This window comes from Vibrio jasicida CAIM 1864 = LMG 25398, assembly GCF_000400365.1.
Taxonomy (GTDB): Bacteria; Pseudomonadota; Gammaproteobacteria; order Enterobacterales; family Vibrionaceae; genus Vibrio; species Vibrio jasicida.
The window spans coordinates 35892-51677 of the sequence record NZ_BAOG01000009.1 but is presented as its reverse complement, the minus strand read 5'-3'; the positions used below and the strand labels follow the sequence as shown (position 1 = coordinate 51677).

General features: G+C 45.0%; 16 protein-coding genes. 2 read left to right on the top strand and 14 right to left on the bottom strand.

Going from position 1 to position 15786, the window contains the following annotated elements; translation table 11 throughout:
* Positions 1 to 8: 8 nt before the first annotated feature.
* From nusB to vcdP, 13 genes are all read right to left on the bottom strand, one after another.
* Positions 9 to 476: a transcription antitermination factor NusB gene (nusB, locus tag VJL_RS02910; protein ID WP_038865428.1), complete on the bottom strand. Its 468-nt coding sequence runs from the start codon at positions 474 to 476 to the stop codon at positions 9 to 11.
* Complete coding sequence (gene ribH, locus VJL_RS02905; RefSeq protein ID WP_005440184.1) at positions 476 to 946, bottom strand: 6,7-dimethyl-8-ribityllumazine synthase; 471 nt, start codon at positions 944 to 946, stop codon at positions 476 to 478. Before ribH ends, nusB begins: the two co-directional genes overlap by 1 nt.
* A gap of 169 nt (positions 947 to 1115) precedes the next feature.
* Positions 1116 to 2225, bottom strand: a complete 1110-nt coding sequence (gene ribBA / locus VJL_RS02900; RefSeq protein WP_038865430.1) for a bifunctional 3,4-dihydroxy-2-butanone-4-phosphate synthase/GTP cyclohydrolase II — start codon at positions 2223 to 2225, stop codon at positions 1116 to 1118.
* A gap of 159 nt (positions 2226 to 2384) precedes the next feature.
* Positions 2385 to 3038 (bottom strand): riboflavin synthase, encoded by a 654-nt coding sequence (locus VJL_RS02895; RefSeq protein ID WP_038875569.1) that lies wholly within the window; start codon positions 3036 to 3038, stop codon positions 2385 to 2387.
* Between the two features lie 11 nt (positions 3039 to 3049).
* Positions 3050 to 4174, bottom strand: coding sequence for a bifunctional diaminohydroxyphosphoribosylaminopyrimidine deaminase/5-amino-6-(5-phosphoribosylamino)uracil reductase RibD (gene ribD / locus VJL_RS02890; protein WP_038865432.1), 1125 nt, complete (start codon positions 4172 to 4174; stop codon positions 3050 to 3052).
* Between the two features lie 7 nt (positions 4175 to 4181).
* Positions 4182 to 4631 (bottom strand): transcriptional regulator NrdR, encoded by a 450-nt coding sequence (nrdR, locus tag VJL_RS02885; protein WP_038865435.1) that lies wholly within the window; start codon positions 4629 to 4631, stop codon positions 4182 to 4184.
* Positions 4632 to 4758: 127 nt separating this feature from the next.
* Complete coding sequence (locus VJL_RS02880) at positions 4759 to 6009, bottom strand: glutamate-5-semialdehyde dehydrogenase (RefSeq protein ID WP_038875566.1); 1251 nt, start codon at positions 6007 to 6009, stop codon at positions 4759 to 4761.
* Positions 6010 to 6026: 17 nt separating this feature from the next.
* The gene (gene proB, locus VJL_RS02875) at positions 6027 to 7166 is read right to left on the bottom strand and encodes a glutamate 5-kinase (protein ID WP_038865440.1); all 1140 of its coding nucleotides are present in this window, start codon (positions 7164 to 7166) and stop codon (positions 6027 to 6029) included.
* A 122-nt stretch (positions 7167 to 7288) separates the two neighbouring features.
* On the bottom strand, positions 7289 to 7678 hold the full coding sequence (crl, locus tag VJL_RS02870; RefSeq protein WP_038865441.1) for a sigma factor-binding protein Crl: 390 nt from the start codon (positions 7676 to 7678) through the stop codon (positions 7289 to 7291).
* A 118-nt stretch (positions 7679 to 7796) separates the two neighbouring features.
* Positions 7797 to 9044, bottom strand: coding sequence for an esterase FrsA (gene frsA, locus VJL_RS02865; protein ID WP_038865442.1), 1248 nt, complete (start codon positions 9042 to 9044; stop codon positions 7797 to 7799).
* Between the two features lie 91 nt (positions 9045 to 9135).
* Positions 9136 to 9600, bottom strand: coding sequence for a xanthine phosphoribosyltransferase (gene gpt, locus VJL_RS02860; RefSeq protein WP_005440202.1), 465 nt, complete (start codon positions 9598 to 9600; stop codon positions 9136 to 9138).
* 304 nt (positions 9601 to 9904) lie between these two features.
* Complete coding sequence (locus VJL_RS02855) at positions 9905 to 11194, bottom strand: NCS2 family permease (RefSeq protein WP_038865443.1); 1290 nt, start codon at positions 11192 to 11194, stop codon at positions 9905 to 9907.
* Between the two features lie 487 nt (positions 11195 to 11681).
* On the bottom strand, positions 11682 to 11768 hold the full coding sequence (vcdP, locus tag VJL_RS30615) for a small protein VcdP (protein WP_017188447.1): 87 nt from the start codon (positions 11766 to 11768) through the stop codon (positions 11682 to 11684).
* Positions 11769 to 12229: 461 nt separating this feature from the next.
* Here vcdP and VJL_RS02850 point away from each other — a divergent pair, with 461 nt between their 5' ends.
* On the top strand, positions 12230 to 13702 hold the full coding sequence (locus VJL_RS02850) for an aminoacyl-histidine dipeptidase (protein ID WP_038875563.1): 1473 nt from the start codon (positions 12230 to 12232) through the stop codon (positions 13700 to 13702).
* Between the two features lie 84 nt (positions 13703 to 13786).
* Here VJL_RS02850 and VJL_RS02845 read toward each other — a convergent pair whose 3' ends face one another.
* Positions 13787 to 14326 carry a DUF3332 domain-containing protein gene (locus VJL_RS02845; protein WP_038865446.1) on the bottom strand — a complete coding sequence of 180 codons (540 nt, stop codon included), beginning with the start codon at positions 14324 to 14326 and terminating at the stop codon, positions 13787 to 13789.
* Positions 14327 to 14656: 330 nt separating this feature from the next.
* Here VJL_RS02845 and VJL_RS02840 point away from each other — a divergent pair, with 330 nt between their 5' ends.
* A complete protein-coding gene (locus VJL_RS02840; RefSeq protein WP_038865448.1) occupies positions 14657 to 15727 on the top strand; it encodes a succinylglutamate desuccinylase/aspartoacylase family protein in 1071 nt (356 codons plus the stop codon).
* The last annotated feature ends 59 nt before the right edge of the window (positions 15728 to 15786 follow it).

Sequence of the window (15786 nt, the reverse complement as noted above, 5' to 3'; positions counted from 1 at the left end):
AGAAATCGTTATTTCTTACGTACGTGTGGCGCCGCTTTATCTAGCACACCATTCACAAATTTGTGGCTGTCTTCTGCCGCGAATACTTTTGCAAGTTCAATCGCTTCATTGATTACCACTTTGTAAGGAACATCTTCGCGACGAGTCATCTCGTACATAGCAAGGCGAAGAAGAGCAAGTTCCATCATGTCTAGATCCTGCATTGGACGAGACACGTATGGACGGATTTTGCAATCTAGCTCTGAGTGGCTAAGTACAACACCGCTTAGTAGTTCACGGAAGTAAGCTACGTCAGTTTCTGGAGCAGCAAGTGCTGGCTCAGATGCATGAAGTTCTTCTTCATCGTATTTGTCACCAGACAAAAACTGTTCTTCAATCGTGGCAACATTGTCTTTAGTAATTTGCCATGAGTAGATCGCCTGTAGAGCGAATTGACGTGCGTTACGACGTGCGGCTGGTTTCACACTGGCCCCCATTAGGAATCAATTTCAGATAATACGTTAATCATTTCAAGTGCGCTTAGTGCAGCCTCTGCACCTTTATTACCAGCCTTGGTTCCTGCGCGTTCAATCGCTTGATCGATAGTATCAACAGTCAGTACGCCAAACGCTACTGGAAGGCTGTATTCCAGAGAAACTTGTGCAAGACCCTTGTTACATTCACTACAAACATAGTCAAAGTGTGGTGTACCACCACGAATTACTGTACCTAGAGATACGATAGCATCGTACTTACCAGTTTTAGCAACTCGTTGAGCAACTAAAGGCAGTTCTACAGCACCAGGACAACGAACAACAGTGATGTTGTCTTCGCTTACTTGTCCGTGACGCTTTAGTGTATCGATCGCACCAGAAAGTAGGCTTTCGTTAATAAAACTGTTAAAACGAGAAATAACGATAGCAATTTTTGCATTTGGCGCTGGGAAGCCACCCTCGATCACTTTCATAAGCCTTCCTTTAACTCTATTTTTAAGTGAAAATTGTTCATCAAGTGAGAATCGCCGGATTCTATCACAAATTTGTGAGCAATATCTAATGGAAATTAGAGACGAGTCTCCAAGCCCTAGCCGTCAGCAGAATAAGCCGAAACTTGGCTAGGGGGGAATCGTTCAGTTGTTATTCGCAGATGTATTCAACAACATTCAAGCCAAAGCCACCCAATGCATGGTACTTTTTGTTGGTTGAAGAAAGCAGACGCATATCGTGCACGCCAAGATCCGCCAAAATCTGAGAACCAACACCTACACGACGTGATGTACCCTGCTTCTTAGCAAGAGTAGGTGCCTCGCCTTTGTCTTGCGATTCAAACATTTTTACACGATGAATAAGCAGATCGGTCGAGTCTTCATGACCAAGTACAACCAGAACACCCCCTTCTTCACCGATTCGCTTCATCGCTTTATCCAGCGTCCAACTGCGTTCTGCGTTACGATCACTGCGAAGCACATCGGTAAATACGTCTTGTAAGTGAACGCGAACTAACGGTGCATTCGCAGTTAAGTCACCTTTACACATCGCGTAATGTACTTGGTTATCAATCGTGTCTTTGTAAGTCACCAAAGTGAACTCACCAAATTCCGTTGGCAGTGCACACTCAGCAACGCGTTCAATCGTTGTTTCCGTGTTGTTGCGGTATTCGATAAGGTCTGCAATGGTACCTAGCTTTAAATCGTGTTTTTCAGCAAACACTTCAAGGTCCGGGCGACGCGCCATCGTGCCATCGTCGTTTAGGATCTCAACAATAACCGATGCAGGCTCTAGACCTGCAAGACGAGCCAAATCACAGCCGGCTTCTGTATGACCAGCGCGAGTTAGAACACCACCGTCTTGTGCTGCTAGAGGGAAGATATGGCCCGGTTGCACTAAGTCCGCCGCTTTTGCACTTGGCGCAACTGCCGCTTGTACGGTGCGAGCACGGTCAGCTGCAGAAATACCAGTGGTAACACCTTCAGCGGCTTCAATAGAAACCGTAAAGTTGGTGGTGTATTGCGCGTTGTTGTCTTGCACCATTGGTGGCAAGCCAAGGCTCTCACAACGAGTTTTTGTCATGGTTAGACAGATTAAGCCACGGCCATGCGTAGCCATAAAGTTGATAGCTTCCGGCGTAATGTGCTCGGCAGCCATGATCAAATCACCTTCATTCTCGCGGTCTTCATCATCCATTAGGATGACCATTTTGCCTGCGCGAATATCATCAATAATCTCTTGAGGCGTGCTGATAGGCATATTCTGTTTCCCGTTATTCAAAAATTTATTATTGCAGCAGCAATGCGTTTAACGTTTCGTTGAGTTACGTCTACTGGCTTTAGTCAGCAAAGCAGTTTGAAGCTAACCTTTATTAAGTCAATTAACCTGATAACGTTCTGTGATTGTGGTCGGTTTCGCTTACGCAAAACCATTTTGCTGCAAGAAGTCCATTGTAATACGTGATTCTTGCGGCTCCTCTTTCTGGCCTTGTAGCAAGCGCTCCATATAGCGAGCTAACACGTCCACTTCTAGGTTCACTTTACGGCCAACTTGGAACTGATCGATGGTTGTCTCTTCACTGGTGTGAGGAACAATCGTTAATTTAAATCCATTCTTACGTAGATCGTTGACGGTCAGACTAATGCCATCCACTGTGATAGAGCCTTTTTCTGCCACGTACTTACAGATTTCCGCTGGCATCTCAACCCAGAACTCAATCGCACGGCCAACTTGATTACGCTCAACAATCACACCGACGCCATCAACATGACCTGAAACGATATGACCGCCAAAACGAGTGGTCGGCAACATGGCTTTTTCTAGGTTCACTTTGTCGCCCACTTGATAAGCAGCAAAACCAGTTTTGTTCAGCGTTTCCAGTGACAAATCAGCACTGTAATAGTTACTACCGAAATCGACGACCGTTAAACATACGCCGTTAGTCGCAATGCTGTCGCCTAACTTAACGTCAGCCATATCCAATTTGCCTACTTCCACCGTCACGGTGATGTCTTCGCCTTTTGGCGTGATTGCAGTTAGTTTGCCAACTGCTTCTACAATTCCTGTAAACATAATGCTTCTTTCTAGCGTTGAATGCGTTTGACGGTTGCGGTGATGCGAATATCCACCCCCACCATTCGAACGTCGGTAATAGTTAAATCGATAACTTGTGCCATCTCGGTTAAACCAAGCGCGCCGATCAAGCCTCGTCCATCGCTCCCCATCAACTTAGGCGCGAGATAAACGATCAGTTCATCTACAAGGTTAGCTTCGATTAATGAACTCGCGAGTGTCGCTCCCGCTTCGACCCACAAGTGATTGATGTGACATTCGCTTGCCACGGCTTTCAATGTCGCAGCTAAGTCAACTTGATCGTTTTCAGTCAGTTTAGGGGCGATATCACCATCTTGACTGACAATAATACGCTCACCTTCTGTCTTGAATAGCTTTAAATCATTACGAAGCTGAGATTGGCGATCGAGTATGACTCGTGGAGGCTGACGAACATCAACCTGAGGGTATTGCGATTGTAGGCTTTTTGGCAAATCATCCCAGCGAACGTTCAATGAGGCATTGTCGTCAATCACTGTTTTGCTGGTAGAGAGAATACCACCGCTCATCGCACGATAGTGTTGGACATCTTGGCGAGCTTTTGGGGAGGTAATCCATTGGCTCTGTCCGTTACTCAACGCACTTTGCCCATCGAGGCTAGCTGCCATTTTCAACTGAACATAAGGCATGCCAGTTTGCATGAATTTGATAAAACCTTTGTTCAGCTCGATCGCATCGCTTTCCAACAAGCCAACGTGAACTTCTACCCCTGCATCACGCAGCATTTGAAAACCACGCCCTGCAACTTTCGGGTTTGGGTCTTCCATTGCGCAGACCACACGTGCAACCTTGGCTTTGATAAGTCCCTCAGCACACGGCGGTGTTCGCCCGTAGTGAGAGCAAGGCTCCAACGTCACATAAGCGGTCGCCCCTTCGGTTTTATCCCCAGCCATGCGCATTGCATGAACTTCGGCATGAGCTTCACCCGCGCGATGATGATGGCCTTCGCCAACAATCTCACCGTCACGGACAATAACGCAACCAACGTTGGGGTTAGGCGCTGTGGTATACATGCCGCGCTTCGCCAATTTCAACGCACGCGACATCATTTCGAAATCTTGAGAGGTAAATTCTGAAGAAGTGTTCTGTTGTTCCATGACTCAATCAGTCTTCTAGACGAGCAATTTCTTCGCCAAATTCACGGATATCTTCAAAGCTGCGGTAAACCGATGCAAAACGGATATAAGCAACTTTATCCAGCTCTTTCAATTGGCCCATAACTAGGTTACCAATCATCTCACTTGGCACTTCACGTTCACCTGTTGCACGCAGCTGCGATTTAATCATGCTGATTGCCAATTCGATAGAATCTGCACTCACTGGGCGTTTTTCTAGTGCGCGTTGAATGCCACCGACCATTTTGTCTTCATCAAACGGTTCACGGTTGCCGTTAGACTTAATCACTTTAGGCATCACCAACTCAGCTGTTTCAAACGTGGTAAAACGTTCGCTACAAGCTAAGCACTGGCGACGACGACGCACTTGATGGCCGTCAGCAACTAAGCGGGAATCAATTACTTTTGTATCGTTCTCAGAACAAAAAGGACAATGCATATCACCTCCAAATAGCGTGCGATTGGGTTCGTCCCAAAAGCAAGACTAGTGTAGCGGAATTGCTATGTTAGAGAAAACAAAAAGGGGCACTACTGCCCCTTTTTCAATCAATATCAAACGGTTTCTGTTAACTGCGTGCTAGGTAGTTTGCTTTACCAACCCATTTGTAGCTGGTGAGTTCTTCCAAACCCATTGGGCCACGTGCATGCAGTTTCTGAGTAGATACCGCCACTTCTGCCCCAAGACCAAACTGAGCACCGTCAGTAAAACGAGTTGAGGCATTCACGTAAACCGCAGCAGAACCAACAGAATTAATGAATAATTCCGAGTTAACCAAACTGTTGGTCATGATCGCATCTGAGTGGCTCGCGTTATGAACACGCATGTGGTCAATCGCCTCTTTTACGTCGGCAACCACTTTTACACCCAGCGTGTAACTTAGCCATTCAGTATCAAAGTCACCTTCCACTGCATCACGAATTTGTGTTGCTTGAGCCATCAGTACTTTTGCCTTTGGCTCTGTCACGAAGGTCACTTTATCGCTCATGCGCTCTACGATCATTGATAGGAATTGCGCCGCAACATCTTCATGTACGAGCAAAGTATCTAGCGAGTTACATGCTGAAGGGCGTTGAACTTTTGAATTCTCAACAACGTTCAACGATTTTTCTAGATCCGCTGACTCATCAACAAAAATATGGCTGATACCAAAACCACCGATGATCACTGGAATGGTGCTGTTCTCTTTACACATCTTGTGTAAGCCAGCGCCGCCACGTGGAATGATCATATCAACGTAATCGTCTAGCTTAAGGAGTTGAGAAACCAACTCACGATCTGGCTTTTCAATATATTGAACGGAAGCCGCCGGCAAGTTCGCTTTCGCTAGAGCCAATTGGATAACCTTTACCAATTCCATATTGGAAAAGAACGTCTCTTTACCACCACGTAGGATGCTTGCATTACCTGTTTTTAGACATAGAGCAGCAATATCGATAGTTACGTTTGGACGCGCTTCGTAAATCACACCAACCACACCCAGTGGTACACGACGACGGGACAGAGACATGCCATTTTCTAGCACTTTGCTGTCGATTTCGCTGCCTACAGGATCGTTTAGGCTGATCACGTTACGAACGTCATTAGCGATACCAGTAAGGCGCTCTTCATTTAATAGAAGACGGTCTAGTATTGCATCTGTTAGACCCGCTTCGCGACCTAATTCGATGTCTTTTGTGTTTGCAGCCAAAATAGTTGCCGCATTCGCTTCTAGCTCATCAGCGATGATCGCTAGTGCTTGGTTTTTTTGTGCGGTTGACGCTGTCGCCAATTCGAAAGCTGCATCTTTGGCAGCTTTACCCATATTCGTTAAATCCACTTTGCTTCCCTCAATATCTATTCTTGGATGACGACAAGATCATCGCGGTGAATCACTTCTGAGCCGTAATCATGACCCAAAATAGAGATGATATCTTTACTGTGTTTACCGGCAATGTTTGCTAGGTCTTCGCTTGAGTAGGCGCTGATACCACGTGCCACCAGCTTGCCTTGTGCGTTGGTCACGCGAGCCACTTCACCACGAGCAAAATCACCACTTACCTTAATCACGCCTTTTGCAAGTAGACTACTGCCCTTACCGACAACAGCGTTAACTGCACCATCATCAATAATGATATCACCGGATGCAGCAGGGCCCGCTAGGATCCAGCGCTTGCGGTTTTCTAGCGCTTCTTCACAAGGAAGGAAACGCGTCCCTTGTGGCTCTGAGCTCAATGAGTCAAAAATAACATTTGGTGCGCTGCCCGCAGCGATGATCACCTCAATGCCTGCACGGCGAGCGATGTCTGCCGCCTGAAGCTTGGTTGCCATGCCGCCAGTACCTAGCGTTGTGCCGCTACCACCCGCAATTTTGCGCAAAGTATCATCAATGGTTTTCACTTCTTTGATCAATTCGGCATTTGGATCTTTACGAGGGTCTGCGGTAAACAAACCTTTTTGGTCTGTTAGCAGCAGCAATTTGTCTGCACCACACAAAATCCCCACCAAAGCAGACAAATTGTCGTTATCGCCCACTTTGATCTCGTTCGTTGCTACCGCGTCATTTTCGTTCACGATAGGTATAATGTCGTTTGCAACCAGAGCATTGATGGTGTCACGCGCGTTAAGAAAACGCTCGCGATCATCCAAATCAGCACGAGTTAGCAACATCTGACCAATTTTGATGCCATAAATGCCAAACAGAGACTCCCATGTTTGAATCAGACGGCTTTGGCCCACTGCAGCAAGCAATTGTTTGCTCGCCATCTCGTTGGGCAATGCGGGGTATCCAAGATGCTCACGGCCTGCTGCAATTGCACCAGACGAAACCATTACGACTGAATGGCCTTGTTTTTTTAGTTCAGCACATTGACGAGCCAGCTCTACCATGTGAGCACGGTTTAACGCCAAAGTGCCGCCTGTCAGCACACTTGTACCCAGTTTCACAACGACGGTTTGTGATTGTGAAATAACTGCATTCTGTTGATTCGTTGTCATGATGTCTTCTGAAATGAAAAACAAATAAAGAGTGGATGTTTTAGCAATCAAATGGGGATTTAACAAGCAGAAAAGGTGCGAAAACGCACCTTTTTGTCTTATAGAGGAAGAAAACAGCCAAATTAGGCGAAATCAAACGATTCTGTGTGATATTCCACTTCCAGTTTGAAATGCTCAGCCAGCGTATCTACTAGCTTCTGATGAAAGGTACTCTGGGTGAGGTAAACCTCTTCAGTCACCTTATTCGGTAATGGCTCTGAGGTCCAATCCCCTTCTTTGTTGTATTTACCAATATGGTATTTTGCAGTAAAGCCACCTTCGATGGACTCCAAGTCCATCCACCATCCCCAAAATTCACGTTTTTCTGGCGACTTTTTGTCGTCTACACAAACAGATAGACAGTCAAAATAGTAGTGGCCTTCTTGTGATTGTGGTTCGCGCAGGTAAGGACCTATCGCCTTTAACTTAGACATCAAGCGAAAGTGAGTCGGCCCTTGAGTCGTCTCTGACATAAGAATCTCCGTTTCCATAGTAAGGATATTTAGCTATCCAAGAATGATTATTATTTTTTATTATCATGAGCTTATTTTTTGCTCACATATATCACTCTTAACTAAATTAGGAGATTTGTCATCTTAATAATTCCTCCTCCAACCACTTTATGGCCAAATCGAGGGATTGCTCATAACCTTTTGTAATTGTTTTGGAACTGATTTTCTTTGCTTGACCATAGTGACTAAACAGCGCTACCAACTGGTTGTCACTGTGTGGGGAAACAGGATCCCCTTCCAAACTCAAAGCCAAAATAGGTACCTTGGTTTTACGACTGCTTAAGAACCCTTGTACTTTCAACGACCACGCCATCATCTGCCCAGCCATGCTATTGATGTCCACGGCGTTCTTACCTAAACGAGACGCCAGTAGATCTAGGTACATCTTCGGCATCTGCTGCAGCTTCTTCGGTGAGGTAAACAAATCATGTACAGGTGCACCGAGCGCCACACACGCTTTGACCTTCTCTTGTTCAACGAATGAAAGACGGATCATAGCATTGCCACCAAAGCGGAAACCAATCAATCCCACTTTGTAATGATCGACCCAAGGCAGTTTGTACAGCTCATTCAATACCGCTTGATGCAAACAACTAGAATCTTCCGTTAATGGCCAATGGGAGCTATGACCCACTGACGGCATGTCGATGGTCAACATTGCGATGTCTTTAGGCGCTAAATGATTGCGGAACAAACGCCACATGTCTGTTTGCAAGCTGTCCAAACCCGCACTCACCATCACAACGGGCAATTGCTTGTCCGTACGTGGCAAGTGTAAATTCGCGATGATCTTGCGCTTTTGATAAGGTACTTCGATCTGTTTGATCGTGTATTGCGTTTTCTCAGAGCCTTCGTTGTAAGCTTTATTGGCCAACACTTGAGCTTGAGTCGCAAGGTTATCGTTCTTCAAATGTGGGTAGCCCGCAATACTGAAACACAGCGAAGCGGAAAACAACTCATCCGCCGCATCTTCACCTTTCAATTCGGTTGAACGGCGTTGGTGTTCCATCCCAAGCTTTATCCACTCAAACGTCCAGTTACCGCCGTGATAACCCATCACTGTATCTAACCACTTATCTTCCGTACGCGAATGTTTCGACGATGCAATTTTAGACAGTGTACTTTCCATCTCGATTGGAGATAAACCCTGCCAAGTCCACTGCAAACGTCTTAAGTGTCGATACCACGCACGATCATCTTGCCCTTCTCGCTCATCAAGAATTGTTTGGCTGGTAGGCATGTATTGAGTAAGTGCAGAGGTTTCTTTCGCCTGCTTGTGCTTAACAAACAAGGTTTCTGAGAGGTTTTTACTGACGTCTTCTGACATAGGAAGAACTCTAAGCTATTGGCAATTGCTGTAATAATAATAAAAAAAATGCCCCTATAAAGGGGCATTTCTCAATATTCTTGGTGCAAACTTATTTTTGCTTACGATTTACTGGCTCAGCAAACTGGATAGACATATCCCAAGGTTGCTCGATCCAAGTGTCTTGAGCGATGTCTACTACGTAATCGTCTAGTAGCTCAACACCTGCAGGCTTAGCACATACTGCGATAAGCTTCGCTTTCGGGTACATTTCACGTAACTTGCGTGCTGTGTCACCGCTATCTACTAGGTCTTCAACGATTAGGAAACCTTCGCCGTCACCTTCTGGTGCTTTAACTACTGTCATATCACGCTGGTGATCGTGGTCGTAGCTAGAGATACAAATAGTATCAACGTGACGAATACCCAGTTCACGCGCTAGGATTGCACCAGGAACTAGGCCACCACGGCTTACCGCCCAAATACCTTTCCATTGCTCAGCTGGCATTTGTTTCTCAGCCAGTTCACGGCAGTAAGACTGCATCGCATCCCAAGTGATAATGAATTTTTTACTCATTGTAATAACCTAATAATTTCAAAATATGCATCCCCTCTGTCTAGCTGATGGCGCTGAAATGGACTCATCTCGCTAAACTTTCCACACCAGAGGAAATGGGGGTTTCAAGCTACGCAAACGATTATTCTACCGAAACACATCGTTAATACCAACGCTGATATCAAAATTCTCTGCCTATTACGCAGAAAAATCGTATTCGGTGAACAATACAAAATGGAGAAGTGGATGAATTACTTTAAAAATTATCCACAAACAAAAAGCCAGTGTGAATCGAGTTCGCACTGGCTTTTTTCAATCGTTGGAATTAACCGACCATGTATTTCACAATGAAGATAGCAGACATCACCCACACACTCATCGATACTTCACGGCCTTTACCACTGAACAGTTTGATAGCAGCGTAAGCGATGAAACCTAGCGTGATACCTTCTGCAATCGAGAAAGTAAGAGGCATTACCAAACAAGTAACCACAACTGGTGCAGCTTCTGTTAGGTCACGCCAGTCGATGCCAACAAGACCAGAAAGCATTAGGATCGCTACATAGAATAGCGCACCAGATGTTGCGTAAGCTGGAATCATACCTGCTAGTGGCGAGAACAACAGAGCTAGAAGGAACAGTACGCCAACAACCACAGCCGTTAGACCAGTACGGCCACCAGCTGCTACACCAGAAACACTCTCAATGTATGACGTCGTGTTTGATGTACCTAATAGAGCACCTACAGATGTTGCTGTTGAGTCAGCAAGTAGCGCTTTGTTTAGACGTGGAATGTTGCCGTTTTCGTCAGTTAGACCTGCTTTCTGTGAAACGCCAACTAGCGTGCCCGCAGTGTCGAACAAGTCAACGAATAGGAAGGCAAATACGACCGAGATCATGCCAACTTCGAACAGACCAGAGAAGTCTAGCTGCATGAAGGTTGGTGCGATGCTTGGTGGTGTCGACATGATGCCGCCCCATTGAACGTCACCAAAGATAAGACCAAGAATTGTCACACCCAAAATGGCGATCATAACCGCACCTTTCACACCACGGTGAACCAGCGCGATAGTCATAAAGAAGCCGATAGCCGCAAGTACAGATGGTAGCGAAGTGATGTTACCCATTGAAACTAGCGTTGCTGGGTTATCTACTACGATGCCGGCATTTTTCAGTGCGATGAACGCAAGGAACAGACCGATACCTGCAGAGATACCTGTACGAAGAGAAAGTGGAATTGAGTTAATGATCCACTCACGGATCTTGAACACACTCAACACAATAAATAGTAGACCCGACACAAATACTGCTGCTAGCGCGACTTGCCACGTATAACCCATACCCAACACAACAGAGTAGGTAAAGAACGCGTTTAGGCCCATACCTGGAGCCTGAGCGATTGGGTAGTTTGCTACTAAGCCCATGATGAAACAGCCAATAGCCGCAGCAAGACACGTCGCAACGAACACAGCACCACGATCCATACCAGTATCTGCAAGGATTGCTGGGTTTACGAAGATAATGTAAGCCATGGTTAAGAAGGTAGTAACACCTGCGATGATCTCAGTGCGCACATTGGTGCCATTTTCACTAAGTTTGAATAGCCTTTCGAGCATGATCGAATCCTGTAAAGGGTAAAAAGTAAACGGTTGCGTAATCGATTGGCTCGAATTATAAAGTTATCAAATAACAAATTCCAGATAGAATTTTCACTCTAATGCGATTTTTTTCTTTGGATATGAAACCGATTCGCTAGCGTTTCAAACGCGATTAAAATTTAAAGCTTAATAAACAATAACTAACAATTAAGGCATTCAAGCAAGACAACGAGTGCAAACTGAACAATGTATTAAACTTTCAAACAGAAACATGGAGTTTTGAGCGTAAAACACTCACGAATTTGGTTAGCAAATGAAATAAGTTGGGGAAGCAAACCTAGAATAGGTGCTTAGCGGTGAGAAATCAGTCAACGTTCAGGATCGAGAGATAAAAAAACGCCACTCAATTTGAGTGGCGGTGAATCATGTCAGCACTATGCACTGAAAAAAAATTCCAATTTATAGGGGTGAACAAATTTGTTCGAGTCACATGCGTTGGCTTCAATTAGTAACCAAAGCTTGTTGGGTATACAAAGTTACCGGTGTAAACAGATTTGCTGTTCCAGAACATTGCACTTGGTAAACCTTTCATAAATATCACCTTCTAAATCAATTAATACTGTTAATTTGGTTGATTTCTCGGTTCCTTGGAGGCGACAAACGGACTCATCCTTTGAGCATTTCATTCTTCTCTCAGAAGCTGGTTACAAATATACCACCAAGAAATTTAATTACAAGCATTTTAGTGACAGAAATCACAAAACATTAATAAATTGATCTTCATCAAGAATTAACTGTAATTAAATTACACTTTAGTAAATTAAAAAATAACCAATCTTATAATTGATACTAATTGAGTTGCATTCGTGTATTTCTGTGTGTCCATAAACTGTGACAGTTCAAGGGCAAATCCTTTTATCCACATCTACTAGTAGCGCCCTTCTGGTGGTATGCTGAAAACAATTCAAAGCCGAAACCGGATTAGCATTTACTGCTAAACACTTATTAAATTTACGGTTTATATTTGGCAAAGCACATCAAAAGGAGTCCTCCGTGTCTGAATTCCATTCTGAAATCAGTACCTTATCACCTGCTCCACTTTGGCAGTTTTTCGATAAGATTTGTTCAATCCCTCACCCTTCTAAACATGAAGAGGCACTAGCTCAGTACATTGTGACTTGGGCAACAGAGCAGGGATTTGACGTACGCCGCGATCCAACTGGCAACGTATTTATCAAAAAGCCAGCAACACCGGGTATGGAAAACAAGAAAGGCGTGGTTCTTCAAGCGCACATCGACATGGTACCGCAAAAGAACGAAGATACTGATCACGACTTCACTAAAGATCCTATCCAACCATACATCGATGGTGAGTGGGTAACAGCGAAAGGCACAACACTAGGCGCTGACAACGGCATTGGTATGGCTTCTTGTCTTGCAGTTCTCGCTTCTACTGAAATCAAACACGGCCCAATTGAAGTTCTGCTAACGATTGATGAAGAAGCAGGCATGACTGGCGCATTTGGCCTTGAAGAAGGTTGGTTAGAAGGTGACATTCTTCTAAACACAGACTCAGAACAAGAAGGCGAAGTATACATGGGTTGTGCGGGCGGTATCGACGGTGCAATGACTTTCGATATCACGCGTGATGCAATCCCTGCAGGCTTTGTAACTCGTCAGCTTACACTGAAAGGTCTGAAAGGTGGTCACTCTGGCTGTGACATCCACACAGGTCGTGGCAACGCAAACAAACTTGTAGGTCGTTTCCTTGCTGGTCACGCACAAGAGTTGGATCTTCGTCTTGTTGAGTTCCGTGGTGGCAGTCTACGTAACGCTATCCCTCGTGAAGCATTCGTTACGGTTGCTCTACCAGAAGAAAACCAAGATAAGTTAGCGGAATTGTTCAACTACTACACTGAGCTACTAAAAACTGAGCTTGGTAAAGTTGAGACTGACATTGTGAGTTTCAACGAAGAGTTCTCGACTGACGCACAAGTATTTGCAGTTGCAGATCAACAACGTTTCATCGCGGCGCTTAACGCGTGTCCAAACGGCGTAATGCGCATGAGTGACGAAGTTGAAGGTGTAGTTGAAACATCACTTAACGTTGGTGTTATCACAACAGAAGAGAACAAAGTCACCGTACTTTGTCTAATTCGTTCGCTGATCGATTCAGGTCGTAGCCAAGTTGAAGGCATGCTTCAATCAGTAGCAGAGCTAGCTGGCGCGCAAATCGCGTTCTCTGGCGCTTACCCAGGTTGGAAACCAGATGCAGACTCAGAAATCATGGCAATTTTCCGTGATATGTACGAAGGCATCTACGGTCACAAACCGAACATCATGGTTATCCACGCAGGTCTTGAGTGTGGTCTATTTAAAGAACCTTACCCGACTATGGACATGGTTTCTTTCGGCCCAACCATCAAATTCCCTCACTCTCCAGATGAGAAAGTGAAGATTGATACCGTTCAATTGTTCTGGGATCAAATGGTTGCACTTCTAGAAGCTATTCCAGAAAAAGCGTAATCTTAACCAGATACGACAAATACGAAAAAGGGTGCCGAGGCACCCTTTTTTATTGCGAGTTTGCTATTAAAAGCACTTCGCAAATTATGCACGAGTTTGCGCGTATGCCGCTAGCTCATCCATAGAAGTCTTAGCAACCACTTCACCATCGATGTAGTAAGTCACAAAGTCACCTTCACGAACACCCATTAGCGTCGCTTTCTCACCGTTGTTGTAAGTGATATCCATTTGAACTGTGTTCTCGTCAAGCTGTTGCATTTGACCTTGTTCGATAACACGGTTGTTCGTTAGAGGACCAACAGGTGCAGTGGTTAGAGATTTATCTAACTGGTGGTTTACGTCGATGTAAGTATCCATCTTCTTGTCAAAGATGTGTGGCTTACCGTTTAGCGGGTTTTTACCAGTCCAAAACTCTAGTGAGTTGAACACGATGTAGTCAGCCGCAATAGCAACACCGTAAACTGGCGCCATTAGCATGTTTAGACCACCACGAGCGTAACGGTTATCAACAGCTTTCAAGTTGAAGCCCATAACGTAACCCGTTACAGCGTTGCTGCCTACACAGCCAGAAAGAGAAACTGCTACAGCAGTTAGTGCGCCAATTTTAGCGATCGCCTTTTTCATCAAAACCTCTAGTTAGATAGTATTAGGTCAAAAATTCGGCGGGGATAGTAGCGGATAAAAACCTTAGGTAAAAGACAGTTTTTCTCGAAAAAAATATTAGTATTAAATTTAACACAGTCTTATTTTTGTGATGAATATAACAATTTAAAACACAGCGTACAGCTACTCAATTAACACAAGAATTTCCCAAATGTACTTACACAAGCCATACACTTGGTGAATTTTTAATCTTTTCAATAAAAATTATTGTTCGTGACATTAAGAAGAATGATTAGTGTGATTTTGAACCAGTTGTTACATTGTTGCTAACGTATTCGATAGAGATGGTTTATGGCCAGAAGTAAAAAAAGCAAGGTGTTTGAGCTACTAGGACACCAAGTTCAACCAGGACAACGATTAGAAACCGAATTTGAAGCGGCGCAGCTTTACACACACTCTCCTCTTTCTATCCCTGTGGAAATTATCCACGGTAAACAAGAAGGTCCGGTGTTAATGGTAAACGCAGCAATCCATGGTGACGAGCTGAATGGCGTAGAAATCGTTCGTCAGATGATCAACCAACTGGACCCTGCAAAACTAAAAGGTACTGTGATTGCCGTGCCTATCGTTAACGTGTTTGGCTTCATCCATAAATCTCGCTACCTGCCAGACCGTCGCGATCTAAACCGTTGCTTCCCAGGCAGTGAAAAAGGCGCGTTGGCTTCTCGTATGGCACATGGGTTCTTCAACAACATTGCTAAGCGTTGTGACTATATTCTGGATCTTCACACGGGTGCGATTCACCGAACGAACCTACCTCAGATCCGCGCTAACTTGAGCAACCCAGAAACACTGCGCATCGCAAAAGCATTTGCAACCCCAGTGATCGTAGACTCTGCTCTACGTGATGGCTCTCTACGTAGTGAAGCAGAGAAGTGCGACATTCCTGTACTGACTTATGAAGCAGGTGAAGCGCTACGCTTTGATCCATTGTCGATCAGTGCTGGTGTACTTGGCGTACAACGCGTAATGCAGGCTATCGGTATGTTACGTGCAAGCCGTAAAAAGCTGCCAGAGCCAATCATCGCCAAATCCACCAGCTGGGTTCGCGCATCGGGCAACGGTATCCTACGTACGGTTGTGAACTTAGGTGATAAAGTAGAAGAAGGCGAGACTCTCGCTTACATCAGCTCGCCTTTAGGTCATGACGAGCTAGAGCTGTTGGCACCAAAAGGCGGTATCGTAATTGGCCAGCAAACACTGCCACTGGTTAATGAAGGTGATGCTATTTTCCATATTGCCTACTTCAAGCAAGACGATGATGTGGTTGAGCAAACAGTAGAAAGCTACATTGAAGAGCTGACTGAGTTTGATGTCGACCAAGTAACAACGGGGCAAATCCCGCTAGAAACGCAACAATAATTGCGAACTAGTATAGAAAGCCAACTTCCAAGCCCAGACTCCTTGTCTGGGCTTTCTTC